The organism is Nocardia rhamnosiphila NBRC 108938 (assembly GCF_000720425.1).
Classification (GTDB): domain Bacteria; phylum Actinomycetota; class Actinomycetes; order Mycobacteriales; family Mycobacteriaceae; genus Nocardia; species Nocardia rhamnosiphila.
The window spans coordinates 513,367-528,875 of sequence record NZ_JOAJ01000002.1 but is presented as its reverse complement, the minus strand read 5'-3'; the positions used below and the strand labels follow the sequence as shown (position 1 = coordinate 528,875).

Annotated in this window: 18 protein-coding genes and 1 pseudogene; 13 read left to right on the top strand and 6 right to left on the bottom strand. The window is 67.9% G+C overall.

From position 1 onward, the window contains the following. Positions 1–38: 38 nt before the first annotated feature. The 7 genes from IG75_RS0111325 (at position 39) to IG75_RS0111295 (ending at position 6,427) form a co-directional block, all read left to right on the top strand. Entirely contained in the window at positions 39–1,028 is a 990-nt protein-coding gene (locus IG75_RS0111325) for a cyclase family protein (RefSeq protein ID WP_030521175.1), read from the top strand. Between the two features lie 29 nt (positions 1,029–1,057). Beyond that, on the top strand, positions 1,058–1,654 hold the full coding sequence (locus IG75_RS0111320; protein ID WP_030521174.1) for an NADPH-dependent FMN reductase: 597 nt from the start codon (positions 1,058–1,060) through the stop codon (positions 1,652–1,654). A gap of 290 nt (positions 1,655–1,944) precedes the next feature. Further along, positions 1,945–2,784, top strand: coding sequence for an alpha/beta fold hydrolase (locus IG75_RS0111315; protein WP_030521173.1), 840 nt, complete (start codon positions 1,945–1,947; stop codon positions 2,782–2,784). A gap of 62 nt (positions 2,785–2,846) precedes the next feature. Continuing rightward, positions 2,847–3,698: an SDR family NAD(P)-dependent oxidoreductase gene (locus tag IG75_RS0111310; RefSeq protein WP_030521172.1), complete on the top strand. Its 852-nt coding sequence runs from the start codon at positions 2,847–2,849 to the stop codon at positions 3,696–3,698. Between the two features lie 41 nt (positions 3,699–3,739). Then, positions 3,740–3,937 carry a ferredoxin gene (locus tag IG75_RS0111305; RefSeq protein ID WP_030521171.1) on the top strand — a complete coding sequence of 66 codons (198 nt, stop codon included), beginning with the start codon at positions 3,740–3,742 and terminating at the stop codon, positions 3,935–3,937. 32 nt (positions 3,938–3,969) lie between these two features. Further along, the gene (locus IG75_RS0111300) at positions 3,970–5,193 is read left to right on the top strand and encodes a cytochrome P450 (RefSeq protein ID WP_030521170.1); all 1,224 of its coding nucleotides are present in this window, start codon (positions 3,970–3,972) and stop codon (positions 5,191–5,193) included. A 34-nt stretch (positions 5,194–5,227) separates the two neighbouring features. Continuing rightward, positions 5,228–6,427 carry a cytochrome P450 gene (locus IG75_RS0111295; protein ID WP_030521169.1) on the top strand — a complete coding sequence of 400 codons (1,200 nt, stop codon included), beginning with the start codon at positions 5,228–5,230 and terminating at the stop codon, positions 6,425–6,427. Positions 6,428–6,510: 83 nt separating this feature from the next. On the opposite strand, the gene IG75_RS39060 is transcribed toward IG75_RS0111295, so the two are convergent. From IG75_RS39060 to IG75_RS0111280, 3 genes are all read right to left on the bottom strand, one after another. Further along, positions 6,511–6,681: a hypothetical protein gene (locus IG75_RS39060; RefSeq protein ID WP_156058838.1), complete on the bottom strand. Its 171-nt coding sequence runs from the start codon at positions 6,679–6,681 to the stop codon at positions 6,511–6,513. A gap of 203 nt (positions 6,682–6,884) precedes the next feature. Further along, positions 6,885–7,343 (bottom strand): hypothetical protein, encoded by a 459-nt coding sequence (locus tag IG75_RS0111285; protein ID WP_245713295.1) that lies wholly within the window; start codon positions 7,341–7,343, stop codon positions 6,885–6,887. Positions 7,344–7,503: 160 nt separating this feature from the next. Continuing rightward, complete coding sequence (locus IG75_RS0111280; RefSeq protein WP_030521166.1) at positions 7,504–8,082, bottom strand: TetR/AcrR family transcriptional regulator; 579 nt, start codon at positions 8,080–8,082, stop codon at positions 7,504–7,506. A 90-nt stretch (positions 8,083–8,172) separates the two neighbouring features. Here IG75_RS0111280 and IG75_RS0111275 point away from each other — a divergent pair, with 90 nt between their 5' ends. After that, on the top strand, positions 8,173–9,006 hold the full coding sequence (locus IG75_RS0111275) for a class I SAM-dependent methyltransferase (RefSeq protein WP_156058860.1): 834 nt from the start codon (positions 8,173–8,175) through the stop codon (positions 9,004–9,006). 10 nt (positions 9,007–9,016) lie between these two features. Here IG75_RS0111275 and IG75_RS0111270 read toward each other — a convergent pair whose 3' ends face one another. Together IG75_RS0111270 and IG75_RS0111265 are read right to left on the bottom strand one after the other, a co-directional pair. Beyond that, on the bottom strand, positions 9,017–9,964 hold the full coding sequence (locus IG75_RS0111270; protein WP_051714490.1) for a sterol desaturase family protein: 948 nt from the start codon (positions 9,962–9,964) through the stop codon (positions 9,017–9,019). A 42-nt stretch (positions 9,965–10,006) separates the two neighbouring features. Continuing rightward, positions 10,007–10,825 (bottom strand): AraC family transcriptional regulator, encoded by an 819-nt coding sequence (locus tag IG75_RS0111265; RefSeq protein WP_081876798.1) that lies wholly within the window; start codon positions 10,823–10,825, stop codon positions 10,007–10,009. 146 nt (positions 10,826–10,971) lie between these two features. Between IG75_RS0111265 and IG75_RS39055 the strand changes: the two are divergent. Beyond that, positions 10,972–11,076: pseudogene (locus IG75_RS39055) on the top strand (SDR family NAD(P)-dependent oxidoreductase); the annotation flags it as partial. Positions 11,077–11,215: 139 nt separating this feature from the next. Continuing rightward, positions 11,216–11,419, top strand: a complete 204-nt coding sequence (locus IG75_RS0111260; protein ID WP_030521162.1) for a zinc-ribbon domain-containing protein — start codon at positions 11,216–11,218, stop codon at positions 11,417–11,419. A 33-nt stretch (positions 11,420–11,452) separates the two neighbouring features. Here the strand turns inward: IG75_RS0111260 and IG75_RS0111255 are convergent, their stop codons facing one another. After that, a complete protein-coding gene (locus tag IG75_RS0111255) occupies positions 11,453–12,283 on the bottom strand; it encodes an SDR family oxidoreductase (RefSeq protein ID WP_030521161.1) in 831 nt (276 codons plus the stop codon). Positions 12,284–12,358: 75 nt separating this feature from the next. On the opposite strand from IG75_RS0111255, the gene IG75_RS0111250 reads away from it, so the two are divergent. The 3 genes from IG75_RS0111250 to IG75_RS0111240 all read left to right on the top strand — a co-directional run bounded on the left by IG75_RS0111250 (position 12,359) and on the right by IG75_RS0111240 (position 15,386). Next, positions 12,359–13,936, top strand: a complete 1,578-nt coding sequence (locus tag IG75_RS0111250; RefSeq protein WP_030521160.1) for a methylmalonyl-CoA mutase family protein — start codon at positions 12,359–12,361, stop codon at positions 13,934–13,936. After that, positions 13,936–14,343: a cobalamin-dependent protein gene (locus tag IG75_RS0111245; RefSeq protein WP_030521159.1), complete on the top strand. Its 408-nt coding sequence runs from the start codon at positions 13,936–13,938 to the stop codon at positions 14,341–14,343. The genes IG75_RS0111250 and IG75_RS0111245 overlap by 1 nt, the downstream gene beginning before the upstream one ends. Before the next feature lie 86 nt (positions 14,344–14,429). Beyond that, a complete protein-coding gene (locus tag IG75_RS0111240) occupies positions 14,430–15,386 on the top strand; it encodes an LLM class F420-dependent oxidoreductase (RefSeq protein WP_030521158.1) in 957 nt (318 codons plus the stop codon). Positions 15,387–15,509: the final 123 nt, after the last annotated feature.

Here is a 15,509-nt window from a genome sequence, read left to right as displayed (position 1 = left end):
GGCGCCCAACGAATGAGAACTGTGGAAGGAGGAGCACCGTGGCGACTTTGACCGATTTCCGGAAGGTCGGCGACAGTGTTCGCAACTGGGGGCGCTGGGGCGCGGCCGACGAACTCGGCACCCTGAATTTCATCACCCCCGCCAAAGTCGCCGCCGCCGCGCGACTCGTGCGGCACGGGAGAGTGTTCCCGCTCGGTATCGATTTCGGCTCCTCCGGTCCGCAGGGCGCGTTCCAGTTCCGGCAGAACCCGACCCACCTCATGACGGTCGACGGTGGCGACGCCGAAACCCTCGTCGAGTACGGCCCGAAATGGCTGCGTAATTCGGTGGCCGGCCAGTTGAGCGGATTCTTCGAGGACAATCCGTTCCGGTTCAACGACGATATGGTCGTCATGCCGTTGCAGGCCGCGACCCAGTGGGACGCGTTCTCCCACGTCTATTACGACGACAAGCTCTACAACGGTTTCCCGGCGAATTCGGTGACCAGCCTCGGCGCGTTCCACTGCGGTATCGACAAGGTCGACAGCAAGGGAATCACCAGCCGCGGCGTGTTGCTGGATCTGGTGAAACATCGTGGTGCGGATACCTTCCTGGCCCCTGGGGAGCCGATCACGCCGGACGAACTGGACGAGGTGGCCGCACGTCAGGGCGTGACCATCGAATCCGGCGATATCGTGCTGGTCCGCACCGGCTGGTGGAACCGTTTCCTGGAAGCCGGCGACGGCACCGAACCCTATTCCGGCCTGGACTGGCGCTGCGCGCAGTGGCTGCACGAACACGAGATCGCGGCGGTGGCGGCGGACAATCTGATGGTCGAGGACCCGGTCTCCGGTGTCACGGGCACCTTCCTGCCGATGCATATGCTCTGCCTCCGCGATATGGGACTGATGCTGGGCGAATACTGGGATTTCACCGCGCTGGCCGCCGATTGCGCCGCCGACGGTGTCTACGAATTCCAGTTGATCGCACCGCCCTTGCGCGTCGTCGGAGCCGTGGGTTCGCCGATCAACCCGATCGCCATCAAATAGGAGGGCCGGTCATGTCCGTGGGAAGCACAATGGTGGATCGCACAGAACTCGGCGCCGCGACACGGCCGTTCGTGGTGGGCCTCGGCGGGACGCTGCGGGCGAATTCCTCGACCGAGCGCGCCCTCCGGCACTGCCTGGACGAGGTCGAGCGGCGTGGCGGCCGCACGGCGCTGTTCAGCGGCGCGGATATCAATCTGCCCATGTACAACCCGCACGATCCCGCCCGCACCCCGCAGGCGATCGCACTGGTGGAGGCACTGCGCGCCGCCGACGCGGTGATCGTCGGATCGCCCGGCTACCACGGCGCCATCTCCGGTCTGGTGAAGAACGCGCTGGACTATGTGGAGGATATGCGGACCGATCCCACGGTCTACCTGGACAACAAACCCTGGGGCTGTATCACCTGCGCCTACGGCTGGCAGGCCGCGGTCGGCACCCTCGGCCAGCTGCGCGGTATCGGTCACGCGTTGCGCGCCTGGCCCACACCCATCGGGGTGGCGATCAATTCGGCGGACAAGATCTGGGACGACACCGGGGCCTTGGCCGACCCCGGGGTACGCGGTCAGCTCGAGCTGCTGGCCGCGCAGGTGCTCACCAGCGCCAGGGCGATCGGCGGCACCGTATGAGCGACTCGGACCGGGAATCGGCCGGGGAGCGCGACCTCGGAGGGACCCGGGTCGTGCTGGAAGGACGCAGCACGAGCGGGTCGGATAGGCAGGCGCCCGCGGAGCGCGGCCGTGGCGGATCCTCGGTGGTACGGGGTGAGAGCACGAGGGAGCCGGCAAGGCGAAACCACGGAGAGTCCTCGGTCGTCCTCGGTGGACACAGCACAAGCGAATCGGTTCAGGGGCCGGAAGCGGAGCGTGGCGGTTCAGGGCCCGCGGGCGTCCTGGATCGGCACAGCACGAGTGGTTACATGCACCGCACACTCGTGGTGGACGGACTACACACCCATTTCCTGGAGGCGGGCGCGGGCGAACCGGTCGTCCTGCTGCACGGGGGCGAGTTCGGGGCGAGCGCCGAAATAGGCTGGGAAGAAACCATTTCCGCGCTCGCTCAGCGTTACCACGTCTTCGCGCCCGATATGCTCGGCTTCGGTGAATCGGCCAAGGTCGTCGATTTCACCGACGGCCGGGGGCTGCGTATCCGGCACCTCGCCCGGTTCTGCGCGCTGCTCGGCATCGAATCCGCGTTTTTCGTGGGCAATTCGATGGGCGCGGTGAATCTGCTGGCCGATACCACCGCCGATCATCCGGTGCTGCCGGTGCGGGCCATGGTGACCATCTGCGGCGGCGGGCAGATCCGGGCCGGCGAGCATATGCAGGCCCTCTACGATTTCGACGCCACCCTGCCCGCCATGCGCCGGATCGTCACCGCGCTGTTCGCCTCGCCCGCCTACCCGGCCGACGAGGACTATGTGCGCCGCCGATTCGACTCGGCGACCGCCCCCGGCGCGTGGGAGGCGATCGCGGCCGCGCGGTTCCGGCGTCCCGATGCCCCGCCGCCGCCCGGCCCGGGGGACCGCCCGTTCGAGCGGATCCGGGTCCCGACCCTGGTGGTCGAAGGCGGCGCCGACAAACTCCTGCCCCCGGGCTGGGCCGCCGAACTCGCGGCCCGTATCCCGGACGCCCGTTCGGCCGTCGTCGACGGGGCCGGGCACTGCCCACAGCTGGAACGACCCGAAGCGGTCAACACGTTGCTACTGGACTTCCTGGACCGGCAGTCCCCGGCCTCCGGCTACCCGCGCAGCGGATGAATCGCAGGTTCCGCGCGGGACCCACGGGGGCTACGGAAGTCGTGACGAGAGGAATTCAGGGCATGGGCAATGAGTTGGCGGGCAAGGTCGCGGTGGTGACCGGTGGCGCGACCGGGCTGGGCAGCGCCATGGTCGAGCGGTTCGTGGCCGAAGGGGCCCGGGTGGTGGTGGGTGATCTCGACGCCGAGCGCGGCGCCGCTGTGGCCCGGCGCTGTGGCGCGGGCGCGCTGTTCCGGGCCACCGATGTCGGGGACCCCGAGCAGCTCGCCGCACTCGTCGAGTGCGCGGTGGAACGCTTCGGCGGCCTGGACATCATGTGCAACAACGCCGGGATCTCCGGGACGATGCACCGCAGCATCCTGCACGACGATTTCGCCGATTTCCATCGGGTGATGTCGGTCAACGTGCTCGGCGTCATGGCGGGAACCCGGCTGGCCGCCCGGCACATGTCCGAGCACGGCGGCGGCTCGATCATCAACCTGTCCTCGGTGGGCGGGGTGCAGGCCGGCGGCGGGGTGATGACCTACCGTGCCTCCAAAGCGGCGGTCATCCATTTCACGAAATCCGCGGCGATCGAACTCGCGCAGTACGACATCCGGGTCAACTGTCTCGCCCCCGGCAACATCCCCACCGATCTGCTTGCCAAGGCCTCCACCACCATGTCGCCGGAAAAGGCGGAGCGGATGACGCGGGCCATGCGGGAGATGATGAACCAGGACCGCCCCCTGCCCCGTGAAGGCACGCCCGAGGACGTCGCCGAAGCGGCCGTCTACTTCGCCGGCGACCGGTCCCGCTATCTCACCGGGACGGTCCTGACCGTCGACGGCGGCACCACCGCGGGTAAGCCGCTGCGCACCCGCAGACCCGACCCGGCGGCCAACGGTTCCGCCTCCGCCCCGGCGGGATCGTCGTGAGCCGGCCGAGTCGCGATCATCACCACCAGAAAGAGAACGTCATGAAAGTGACTGTCGAACAAGGGAAATGCATCGCCGCCGGGCATTGCGTGATGGCGGCGGACGCGGTGTTCGATCAGCGCGAGGACGACGGCATCGTCGTCCTGCTGGACGAGAACCCGCCGGACGAGCTCGCCGACGAGGTGCGCGAGGCCGCCGCCGTGTGCCCCGCCATGGCCATTCACGTCCACGAGGAGTAGCAGTGTCGAATTCTTCCGGAGCCGAGACACCCATCCAGGCCGCACCGGACCCCGCCGAGATCCTGGCCTATCCACAGGACCGGGCGCCCGGCTGCCCGTTCGCGCCGCCACCCGAGGTGCTCGGCCTGATCAGCGACCGTCCGCTGAGCCGCGTGCGCATCTGGGACGGCAGTACCCCGTGGCTGGTGACCGGTTACGCCGAACTCAAATCGCTCATGTCCGATCCCCGGATCAGCGTCGATGATTCGCAGCCGGGATTTCCGCACTGGAACGAGGGCATGCTCGACCTGGTCAACCACCGCGCCAAATCGGTGTTCAACACCGACGGCGAGGAGCACAGCCGGTTTCGCCGGATGATGACCAAACCGTTCACCGTCAAACGCGTCGACGCCCTGCGCCCCGCCATCCAGCAGATCACCGACGACCATATCGACGCCATCCTGGCCGGCCCGCGGCCCGCCGACCTGGTGGAAGCCCTGGCGCTGCCAGTGCCGTCGCTGGTGATCAGCGAAATGCTCGGCGTGCCCTACGAAGATCACGAGTTCTTCCAGCAGCACGCGACCACCGGTGTCTCCCGCTACGCCACCAAGGAGGAGTCGGCCAAAGGCCGGGTCGGCCTGGCCCGGTACCTGATCGATCTGATCAAGGCCAAGATGGAGAATCCGGCCGAGGATATGGTCACCGAACTCGCCGAACGTGTCACCGCGGGCGAGATCTCCATGAAGGAGGCGGCCCAGATCGGCACGGGGGTACTCATCGCCGGCCACGAGACCAGCGCGAACATGATCGCGCTCGGCACTCTCGCCCTGCTCGAGAACCCCGAGCAGCTCGCCCTGCTGCGCGATACCGACGATCCCAAGGTCGTGGCGAATGCGGTCGAAGAACTGCTGCGCTATCTGAGCATCATCCAGAACGGTCAGCGCCGGGTCGCGCTCGACGATATCGAGATCGGCGGGCAGACGATCAGGGCCGGCGACGGGGTGATCATCGACCTGGCCCCGGCCAACTGGGATCCCGCCCAGTTCCCGGAGCCCGACAAACTCGATCTGACCCGCCCGGCCCGCCTCCACGTCGGCTTCGGTTTCGGCCCGCACCAGTGCGTCGGCCAGCAGTTGGCCCGGGTGGAACTGCAGATCGTCTTCACAACCCTGCTGCGGCGGATTCCCGCCATGCGCCTGGCCATTCCGGCCGAAGACGTCGAATTCAAACACGACAAGCTCGCCTTCGGCGTCTACCGCCTACCCGTGACGTGGTGACCACGCCGCACAACTCCCGGAGAGGAGACGACCTGTGACGACCAGCGCGCCCAGCGACGTCTACTACGACCCCTACGATGTCGAGCTGAACGCCGACCCTTATCCCATGTTCAAACGGCTCCGTGACGAGAGACCGCTGTACTACAACGAAACACACGATTTCTACGCGCTGAGCCGCTTCGCCGACGTCAATGCCGCGCTGATCGACAAAGACACCTTCAGCTCCGCACGCGGCGCCATCATCGAACTCATCAAGGCGAATATCGAGATCCCGCCGGGTGTACTCATCTTCGAGGATCCGCCCGTCCACACCATGCACCGCAAACTGCTGTCGCGCATGTTCACGCCGCGCAAGATCGCGGCGCTGGAGGAGAAGGTGCGCGAGTTCTGCCGGCGCAGCCTCGATCCGCTGGTCGGCACCGGCCGCATCGATTTCATCGCCGACCTGGGCGCGCAGATGCCGATGCGGACCATCGGCATGCTGCTCGGAATTCCCGAGGAGGACCAGGAAGCGGTCCGGGATTTCGCCAACGACCAGATGCGCACCGAAGAGGGCAAGCCGATGGCGGTGTCGGCGGAGAGCCTGGCCAGTGGTGAACTGTTCGAGAAATACGTCGACTGGCGGGCCGAGAACCCGTCCGACGACATCATTTCCGAGTTGCTCACTGTCGAATTCGAGGACGAGACGGGCACGCTGCGCCACCTGACCCGCGCCGAAATCCTCACCTACATCAATGTCGTATCCGGGGCCGGGAACGAGACCACCACCCGGCTGATCGGCTGGGCGGGCAAGGTCCTCTCCGAACACCCCGACCAGCGGCGCGAACTCGTCCGGAACCCATCTCTGATCCCCGCCGCCATCGAGGAACTGCTGCGCTACGAACCCCCCGCGCCGCACGTGGCACGCTATGTGACCCGGGATATCGAATTCCACGGCACGACGGTGCCCGCGGGCAGCGCCATGATGATGCTCATCGGCGCCGCCAATCGCGACCACCGGCAGTTCGCCCCCGACGGCGACGTGTTCGATATCCACCGGGAGAGCAAGCCGCACCTGGCCTTCAGCGTGGGCACCCACTTCTGCATGGGTTCGGCACTGGCGCGGTTGGAAGGCCGGATCGCGCTGGAGGAGATACTGAAACGCTTCCCGGAGTGGGAGGCCGACGCGTCGAACGCCAAACTCTCACCGACCTCCACAGTGCGCGGCTGGGAGAGTATGCCGGCCACGTTCTGAGAGCCGGGGCGGCGTGGTGGGACCATTCCGCCCCGGCCATTCGACGGCGACCGGCAGGCGCTACAACGCGGAACCGGCCGCGGTCACCGGGAGCGGCGGCCGCCGCCTTTTCCGCGGTCCGTGATCCCCGGATGGCCGGTTTCGGCCTTGGTAACCCACAATGTCCGCTGCTCATCGTCGATGGCGTACCAGATCCGCGCCCCGCTGGTGACCTCGTACTGCCACTGCTCCATTTCGGTACCGTCGATTTTCACCGCGCTCAGAGTCGCCTTCAATCGGTGCTGACGACCTGGATTCCGGACGCTGCGGGGTTCGGAGGTGATTGCGACCCAAGCGCGATCCAATGCGTCGATCGCCTGCCGCTCCAGTTCGGACCAACCGCGTGCCGTGTCTGTGTTGTGCAGGAGTTCCCGCCACGGTTTGGGGCGAGGAACCTCGTCGCCTCGCTTGTGACGGATCATCTGCGCTTGCCCGGCCGGTCGACCTCCACGAACTCGGAGGTATTGAACGGACCGCTCAGCTCCGCCACCAACGCCGGGTCCGTGTAGATCTCGGCCGTGTGCTTCCACGCAATCAGATCCCTGAGGAATGGAAGGTAGTGCCCGGTGTCCGCGCCGGCGAGCAGATCGTCGAGGAGTTCTCCGATTGCTTCGGGCCGGTGTTCGGCCGGTAGCCAGCGTAGCCAGGGTAGTTCTTCGGCAAGGACCTCCTCGGCCAAATTCCGGTTCGCTTTCGCTACCAGGCCGAGCGACCGGGCGGCGAGCCTGAGTGCGCCGTCCATGGCGCGATACCGCTCGTCACGCATCAGCACGACGTTTTCGGCATCGCGGCGCTCCAAGAGCACGTCGGCGTCGGCGAGTAGTGGGAAAACCGATGTCTGCTTCCGAACCAAATCGCTGAACGGCAGGCTCTTCATCGTGCTCATGGATCCAGATTAACATAGTGCTGAACTAGTTCAGTACTGCTGTATCGGCTGGGTGGCAATTCCGCCTCCCGCGACAGAACTGCGGCCGCTGTGTCATCCCTGCTCCAGGGGCTGTGTGGCGGTTCCGGTCGATCTGCTTCGTCCGGTGTTTTCAGAGGGTCGCTACGTGGCGTTCCAGCACGGTGAGAATCGTCGCGCGATCGACGGACCCGTGCGGCGTGACCGCGTCCAGCGAGAGACCGGAGACCAGCGCGGCGAGATGCGCGGCGGCAGCGGCCGGGTCGGCGGTCCCGGTGGCGGCCACCGCGCCGATGAGTACCTGTCGCAGATCCGTGGCCATCTGCCGGACCACCGGCCCGAACGCCGGGTCGAGCCGGGAGGCGGCGATGATCTCCAGCAGGACGACCGCTTCGCGATGGCGCTCCTCGTCCAGCGGTACCAGTTCCGCGAGCACGGCGAGCAGGTGCCGGCGGGCCGCCCCGCGGTCCCCGTTCCCGGGTGCGGGATGTCGGGTGAGCCGCTGTCCCATCCGGTCGCCGACTTCGGTCGCCACGGCCACGACCAGCGATTCGTGGTCGGCGAAGTAGTGCCGGACCGACCCCACGTTCAGGTCGGCCTCCACCGCGACCTTCCGGAAAGTCGCGGCGGCGATACCGCCGCGCACGATCAGGCGCAGCGCGGCGTCGACGATATGGCGGCGGCGCGCCTCGGCATCTACTCGGACCGGCACCGCCACAGTCTAGAAAATCGGTTCAGGTTTCTATCACGGGTGTGATAGAAAACGGTCGCTCGCGATACCGACTTGTGGAAGGGACCGATGATGGACGAGGCCGCGGCGATCGCCGCCAACCGGGCGAACTGGGACGACCGCGCCGAGGTCCACCGGCGTTCGCGGATGTATGACGTCGATGCCTTCGTGGCCGATACCGGGCGAATCTCCCCGGTGGTGCGCAACGATCTGGCGGCGCTGTCCGCGCATCTGCCGGAATCGGGGGTACGGGACCGGTCCCTGTTGCATCTGCAGTGTCATATCGGCATCGACACACTCTCCTGGTCCCGCCTGGGCGCGATCGACGTGCACGGGCTCGACTTCTCGCCCAACTCGCTGAGCCACGCCGCGCGGATCGCGCAGACCGCCGGCCACGAGATCACCTTCGTGGAAGGCGACGCACGATTCGCCTCGGCGGCGCTGGACCGCCGGTTCGATCTCGTCGTCACCAGTGCCGGAACCATCGTGTGGCTACCCGAATTGGACGACTGGGCGCGATCGATCCACGACCTCCTCGAGCCCGGTGGAGTGTTCCTGATCCGCGACGACCATCCGATCCTCGGATCCATGGAATTCGAACCCTGGCAGATCAGCGATGACTATCTGGGCGGCGGCGGTCACCGCACCTACATCGAATCGGGCAGCTATACCGAGGATTCGGCCGGGCAGATCGCGCACGACGCCGTGTCCGAGTGGCGGCACGGATTGGGCGAGGTGGTCGGCGCGCTGCTGCGGGCGGGGCTGCGGATCGAGGCGGTCGAGGAACTGCCGATCATGGACTGGCCCGCCTTCCCCGGCCTGGTGCCGTGCCCGCAGGGGTGGACGTTGCCGCCCGGGGCGCCGCGGATCCCGCTGAACTTCGCCGTCGTGGCGACCCGGGCGTGATGCTCCGATTTCAGCTGATCGGCGGTCCGGCAATGGCATCCCGGACGGCTGCCGTCGGCTCCGTCGGCTTTTCCACCGCACCGCCGGTGGTGAACTCGCAGCCCCCGTGCCGGGTGAATGGTTCGGTGAGTTGGGCCAGATAGTCGACGGGGTAGTCCGGCTTTGCGGCCATGCCCAGATCGGTACTGCTGAACCTGCGTTCGGGATCGTAACCATAGGTGCCCAGCAGGTGGTCCCAGAGCAGGGTGAACAGCCCGAAGTTGACATCACCGATCCCCGCCCACTTGAGGTGGTGGAAGCGATGGCCCGCGTTGAGCGCGAGTACGTGGGTCAACGGGCCGACACGATAGTCCGCGTTGGAGTGTTGCAGAAGTAGTTGTACCGCCACGGCCAGCGACAGTGCCGCCGCGACCGGCACCGGGATTCCGGCCAGCAACAGCGGGGTGACGCCGGCGGCCGTTTCGACGGTCTGGTGCAGGGGGTGTTTCATCAGGCCGTTGAGGCCGTAGAAGCGGGTGACGCTGTGGTGTACGGCATGGAACCGCCACAGCAGCCCCACCTTGTGGCTGGCGTAGTGGGTGAGGGTGATCCCCAGGTCGGCGACCAGGATCGCGATCAGCACCTGAATGGCGAACGGCGAGTGCGTGGGCCAGATTCCGTCGCCGGGGACGAGGGCGGCCAGTGCGGGGACGGCGAGCACACCGGCCAGGGCCAGGGTTTCGTTGACGAATGTATGGGCGGTATCGCGCCGGGTATCGCCGTGGGAGGAGTTCCAGGTCGTCTCGTACGGCAGCAGACGTTCGGCAGCGAAGGAGAGTGCGACGGCGACGATCAGCAGGGCCGGCAGCGAGGCCTTGTGCGCGCCGCCGGCGGCCAGGGCGATCCCGGCGCCGTTCACACCGAGCAACATCAGCGGGACGTAGCCGTAGCGGATAAAGGTTCGGACAGAGGTGGACATGTACTCAGCGTCGTCCGGCCGCGGGCCGTGAGCTTGTAGAAATCAGCTGAGCCGGGAGCCGCCCGGCGCGCGCCAGCCGCCCGCGGCCAGTGCTTCGGTGGGGGTGATACCGAACAGATCCCGGCAGGTCTTCGTCAGATGCGCGCTGTCGGTGAAGCCGGCCGCGTGGGCCGCCTCCGTGAGTGTCCCGCCCGTGCGGACCGTGCGGGACGCCAGCTGTAACCGGGTCCAGCGTCGCCACGCCGCATACGGCAGCCCGACGTGCTGGGAGAACAGATGGGACAGCCGGCTCGGTGAAATGGCCACGGCCGCGGCCAGTTCTCCCAGCGTCGGTGGGAAACCGGCCGCGCCGGCCACCCGCAGGGCCTCGGTCACCAGGGGGTGCGGGGACCGGATCGAGGGCCGCGGTGCGGGATCCGGCGACGGAGCCGTGGCAGTCGCGCGCGGCACGGCGGCGGTGATCCAGCTGGTGACGGCTTCGAGGGGCAGGCCGTGCAGCCGGGCGAGAGCGGCGCGCCCGGCGATATCGGCGGAGTCGAGGTAGGCGATGAACCCGGTGGCGGAGGGGGACGCACGCACTTCATGGCGTACGCCGGGCGGGATGATGGCCGATCCGGCGACGGCCGTACACCCCATCGCGTCGGTGAGCCGGACTTCGCCGCCGGTCACCAGCAGAACCTGGACGGCGGCATGGGAATGGGCCGCGGTATCGCCGATCTCGCCCGTGAAGGCCATCAGCCCGGGAGTGAACACCACGCCACCGAGCCAGCGCGGGCCGGGCCCGGTCACCGCGGTGCGCCCCGTCGCGGCGGAGGCGCGGAGCCGGACGTCGCGGCATCGGTCACCGGACTCGCGCTCCATAACCGGACCATCGGCTCAGTGTAGGTATTTTGCGGCCCCCGGGGCGCCGCCCCTTCCGGAGAAGGGGCGGCAGAGGCCCGGCCTCCCATCGCCTGCCCGGGGCAGCCACACCGACGGCCGGACCCTTCCCGACCTCCACTGTCCGCGGCCGAACCAATTACTCGGCCGCCGAGGCCGGGGTCGTGGGGCTCACCAAGGCGGCAGCCAAGGAGATGGCCCACCACGAAGTGCGGATCAACGCGCGGCCGGGAGAGTATCATCGCCCGCGCGTCCTGGCGGTCCGCGACAAGCCTCGGCCTTCCCGGATCGGGCCCGGTAAGACAATGGGGGTGGGGCGGCGCACCACTGATAACCGGCGGTAGTCATCGATCGGCCCTCTACGCTGGGCTGATGTTCTTCATCTTCGGTTTCGGCACCAAGCGGCGCAACCTCGGCCCCGGCGGAACCCGAACATGCCCACGCTGCCACAACACGACGCAATGGATGCGGGTACGCGAGTTCAAGCAGTTCACGGTGTTCTTCGTGCCGGTCGCGCGCTGGAAGCGCCGCACGCTCGAGGTGTGCGGTATCTGCGGCACCGCGGTCGAAGCCTGAGTCGAGGCGCCGGCCGGCGAACTCCGGGCCGGTTCAGTCGAGGAACATATCCGGCATCGGGTTGGTGCCGCCGCCGTATTCCGACAGGTCGGTCCGGCCGGATTCGATGAGGGCGGCGGCGTCGATATAGCAGTTGCCGGTGTTGTACCGCGCCGCGCGGGACAGGATTTCCGCGGCGGCGTCGCCCATGATCCGCGGATCCCGTGACCGCTCCAGCAGGTCCGAACCGTCGGGCAGATTCGCTACTGCCGAGGTCGCGATATAGGTCTGCGGCCACAGGCAGTTCGCCGCGATCCCGGCGTCGGCGTACTCCGCCGCCCAGCCCAGGGTCAGCAGGGTCATACCGTATTTCGAGAGGGTGTAGGAGGGGTGGGCGCCGAGCCAGCGGGGGCTGGTGTTCAGCGGCGGCGCGACGGTCAGGATGTGCGGGTTCGGTGCCTGCCGGAGATGGGGCAGGCAGGCCCGGGTCAGCAGGAAGGTGCCGCGCAGGTTGATCTGCTGCATCAGGTCGAACTTCTTGGCCGAGAGCTGCTCGGTGGGGTCGGTGGCGATGGCGCTGGCATTGTTCACGCAGTAGTCGATGCGGCCGAACCGTTCGAGCGCGGTCTCGACGACCCGCTGGACATCGGCTTCCTCCCGCACATCGCCGACCACCGCGGCCGCTTTTCCGCCGGCCGCCTCGATCTCCGCGACGGCGGTGTGCACGGTGCCGGGCAGCTTCGGATGCGGTTCGGCCGTTTTGGCCAACAGGACCACGTTGGCGCCGCGGCGGGCGGCCGACAGGGCGACGGCGAGGCCGATGCCGCGGCTGGCTCCGGATATCACCAGGGTCCGGTCGGTGAAGATCTGCTGTTCGGTCGGCATGTCACTCCTGGTCGATTATGCGTTCGCGTGAAGCGGTATTGGCATTCTCATTTTCTGCAAGTATCGTATTCAACGATGAACGACGCAGTCCATACCTCCTCGGGTATCCCGCTCGATCCGGTCTACGGACCGGCCGACCGGCGTACCGAACCGCCCGCGCCCGGCGCGTTTCCGTTCACCCGGGGCAACTACGCCACCGGATACCGGGGACGGCTGTGGACCTTCCGGCAGTACTCGGGATTCGGCACCGCCGAAGAGTCCAACCGGCGCTATCGCTATCTACTGGATCAGGGCGGCACCGGCCTGTCGGTCGCGCTGGACCTGCCGACCCAATGCGGTTACGACTCCGACGATCCCGAAGTGGGGGAGGAGGTCGGCCGGGTCGGTGTCGCGGTCGACACCCTCGCCGACGCCGAGATCCTGTTCGACGGCATCCCGCTGGACAAGATCAGCACCAGTTTCACCATCAACGGCACGGCCGCGATCCTGCTCGCCTTCTACGTCGCCGCGGCGGAGAAGAAAGGCGTGCCCCGGGCGAAGCTCACCGGCACCATCCAGAACGACATCCTGAAGGAATACGCCTCACGCGGCACCTGGATCTGGCCCCCACAACCCTCGCTGCGGCTCATCGCCGACACCATCGAGTTCTGCGCCGCCGAGGTCCCGCGTTTCAATGCCATCTCGGTGGCCGGCGCGCATTTCCGCGATGCCGGCGCGACCGCGGTCCAGGAGATGGCGTTCACCCTCGCCGACGGCGTCACCTACTGCGATACCGTCGTCGAACGCGGCCGGATGAGTATCGAGAAGTTCGCCCCGCAGATCTCGTTCTTCTTCTACACCCACGGCGATTTCTTCGAGGAGATCGCCAAATACCGGGCCGGGCGCCGCCGCTGGGCGACCATCGTGCGCGAACGCTACGGCGCCACCACGGACAAGGCGTCGATGTTCCGCTTCGGCTGTGTGGCCGGCGGCGCTTCCCTCTACGCCCCGCAGGCGCAGAACAATCTCGTCCGCGTCGCCTACGAGGCGTTGGCCGCGGTGCTCGGCGGCGTGCAGTCGATGTTCACCGCCGCCTGGGACGAACCGTTCGCCCTGCCCAGCGAGGAATCGGCGACCATGGCACTGCGCACCCAGCAGATCCTCGCCTACGAGACCGGGGTGACCCGGGTGGCCGATCCGCTGGGCGGCTCCTATTTCGTGGAAGCGCTCACCGACAAGACCGAGGCGGCCATCCAGGAGATCATGACCGACCTGGAGAACCGCGGCGGCATGGTCCGGGCGATCGAGGACGGCTACCTGCAGGGCCTGATCGCCGACGAGGCCTACAAACTGCACCAGGACATCGAATCCGGCGCGAAACCGGTGGTCGGGGTGAACAAATTCGTCTCCGACGAGCCGGCCCCCGAGATCTCCACCTACGAACTGGATTCCGACGGCCGCGAAACCCAGTTGAAACGGCTGGCCAAGGTGAAAGCCGAACGCGACACCGCCGCCGTCCGCGAGACCCTGGCGGCGCTGTCGCGGGGCGCCGAAGGAGACGACAACCTCATGCACCGCTTGATCGATTGCGCGAACGCCTACTGCACGGTGGGCGAGATGACCGCCGCCCTGAAATCGGTCTGGGGCGAATTCCAGCAGCCGGTGGTGTTCTGATGACCGCACGGGTACTGGTCGCCAAACCCGGTCTCGACGGCCACGATCGCGGTGCCAAAATCGTCGCCCGCACCCTGCGCGACGCCGGTTTCGAGGTCGTCTACACCGGGATCCGGCAGCGTATCGAGGACATCGTGTCCATCGCCGTCCAGGAGGACGTGGCGGTGGTGGGCCTGAGCATTCTGTCCGGCGCGCACGTCGCCCTGACCCAGCGCGTGGTCGACGCCTTGCGCGCGGCCGACGCCGCCGATATCGCGGTGGTGGTCGGCGGCACCATCCCGCAGGGCGATATCGAGAAATTGCGGGCCTCCGGCGCCGCCGCCGTCTTCCCGACCGGCACCCCGCTGGACGTACTCGTCACCGAGATGCGGGCGCTCACCGGAACCCCGGCGCCGCCCTCACCCTGACCCCCGGACGCCGCGTCGTCCGGGCCCGGAGCCGCCGCCGTGACGGTGGGCGGCGGCTCCACCCGAATCATGAGAGTGGAGGAATCGTGCGGATCGGCGTGATGATCGGACCCGAGCGCGGCGACACCGCGCGCAAGGCCGCCCGGATGATCGACGACATCAAATGGGCCGAAGCGGCCGGTATGGACACCGCCTGGATTCCCCAGATTCCCACCGATTTCGACGCACTGGTCACCGTGGCGCTGCTCGGTGCGGTGACCGAACGGATCGAACTCGGCACCGCGGTGGTCCCGCTCCAGGCCCAGCACCCCATCGCCCTGGCCCGGCAAGCCCTGTCCGCGCACGCGGTCGCCGGCGGCCGGCTCGCCCTCGGCGTGGGGCCGTCGCATCACTGGATCGTGCAGGACATGCTCGGCCTGCCGTACGAGAAACCGGCCGCCTACACCCGCGACTACCTCGAGGTCCTGAATCCCGCCCTGAACGGACCCGGCACCATCGAAGTGTCCAACGGCAGCTTCACCGTGCACAACCCCCTCGATCTCGGCCCGGTGGCGCCCCTGCCGGTCCTGGTCGCCGCGCTGGGCCCGGTCATGCTGCGCATCGCGGGCGAACACGCCGACGGCACCATCCTGTGGATGGCCGACGAACGCGCCATCGCCGACCATATCGCCCCCCGCATCACCAAAGCCGCCGCCGACGCCGGCCGCGGCGCCCCGAGAATCGTTGCCGGACTGCCTATCTGCCTGTGCGCGTCCGGTGATATCGCCACCGCTCGCGAGCGCGCCAACCGCATCCTGGGCGAAGCCGAGGTCTCCCCGAACTATCAGCGCCTGCTGGAACAGGGCGACGCCCGCGATATCGGCGATATCTGCATCGCCGGCGACGAAGACGCCATCGCCGCCGGCCTGCGCCGCTACGCCGAGGCCGGCGCCACCGACCTGTCCGTCCGCCTGCTGCCCATCGGTGACACCCGCGACGAACTGATCGCCTCCAAACGCCGCACCCGGGAGATGATCGCGCAGATCGCGAAGGACCTCCGATGATGCGATACCCCCGCCTCCGTGCCGGCCTCCGCGACCCGCGTCAACCAGCGCCGGCGGAGCTGTCATGACGCGCCTCCGCCTTGGCTCCGGGCTCCGCGGCCCGCATGAACACGCGCCGGAGGA